Source organism: uncultured Leptotrichia sp. (genome assembly GCF_938036635.1).
Lineage (GTDB): Bacteria > Fusobacteriota > Fusobacteriia > Fusobacteriales > Leptotrichiaceae > Leptotrichia > Leptotrichia hongkongensis.
Genome location: NZ_CALHQO010000092.1, coordinates 1 through 1,300 on the forward strand (window position 1 = coordinate 1; position 1,300 = coordinate 1,300).

Below are 1,300 nucleotides of genomic sequence, written 5' to 3' on the forward strand. Positions count from 1 at the left end.
AAAAGTGGAAAAAAGAGCGACAATAATAACTTATGGTTGTCAGATGAACGTAAATGAAAGTGCAAAAATGAAACAGATGTTACAGACAATGGGATACAGTATGACAGAAGACATTGAAAATACAGATTTGGTATTTTTGAATACTTGTACGGTTAGAGAAGGTGCAGCTGTTAAGGTATATGGAAAGCTTGGAGATTTGAAGAGAATTAAGGAAGAAAAAGATGGGAAAATGATTATTGGAGTTACGGGGTGCTTGGCTCAGGAAGTTAGAGAGGAGTTTATTAAAAAGACGCCTTATGTTGACTTGGTGCTTGGGAATCAGAATATTGGGAGAATTCCTGATCTATTGGAAAGAATTGAAGCTGGGGAAGAAACACATATTGTTATGGTGGATGATGAGGATGAATTGCCAACTAGAGTGGATGCTGACTTTGGTGATGATATTGTAGCTTCTATTTCGATAACTTATGGATGTAATAATTACTGTACTTTCTGTATTGTGCCTTATGTGCGTGGAATGGAGCGTTCTGTGCCGCTTAATGAAGTTGTGAAAGATGTTGAGCAGTATACTAAAAAAGGATATAGAGAAATATTATTCTTGGGGCAAAATGTAAATTCCTATGGAAGTGATTTTGCAAATGGACAGGATAATTTTGCTGAACTTTTGGAGCAAAGTGCAAATGTGGAAGGGGATTTTTGGATAAAATATGTGTCGCCACATCCAAAAGACTTTAGTGATGAAGTAATTGATACAATTGCAAGAAATCCTAAAATAGCGAGAATGTTACATTTACCACTACAATCAGGATCTACGAAAATTTTGGATGCAATGAACAGAGGATATACAAAAGAGGAATTTATCGCACTTGCTAAGAAAATTAAAGAAAAAGTACCTGATATAGGACTTACTACAGATATTATTGTAGGATTTCCAGGGGAAACTGATGAGGATTTTCAAGATACGATGGATGTTGTAAATGAAGTTGGATTTGAAAATGCGTTTATGTTTATGTATTCCAAAAGAACAGGAACTCCTGCGGCTACAATGGAAGAACAAGTTGATGAGCATACAAAAAATGAAAGATTGCAGCAGCTTATGAGATTACAGAATATGAAGGCAAAGGAAGAAAGTCAAAAATATTTAGGGAAAATTGTAAAAGTTTTAGTTGAAGGACCTAGTAAAAAGAATCCTGAAATGTTGACTGGAAGAAGTTCTACGCATAAAATAGTTTTATTTAAAAGCGATAGAAAGGATTTGAAGGGGAAATTTGTAAATACAAGAATTTATGATGCTAAAACA

The 1,300-nt window shown here is 34.5% G+C and carries 1 protein-coding gene; it reads left to right on the forward strand.

The features are described 5' to 3' along the window. Positions 1 to 4: 4 nt before the first annotated feature. Positions 5 to 1,300, forward strand: a 1,296-nt coding sequence (gene miaB / locus Q0370_RS01715; RefSeq protein ID WP_299571261.1) for a tRNA (N6-isopentenyl adenosine(37)-C2)-methylthiotransferase MiaB, incomplete at its 3' end; no start/stop codon positions are given.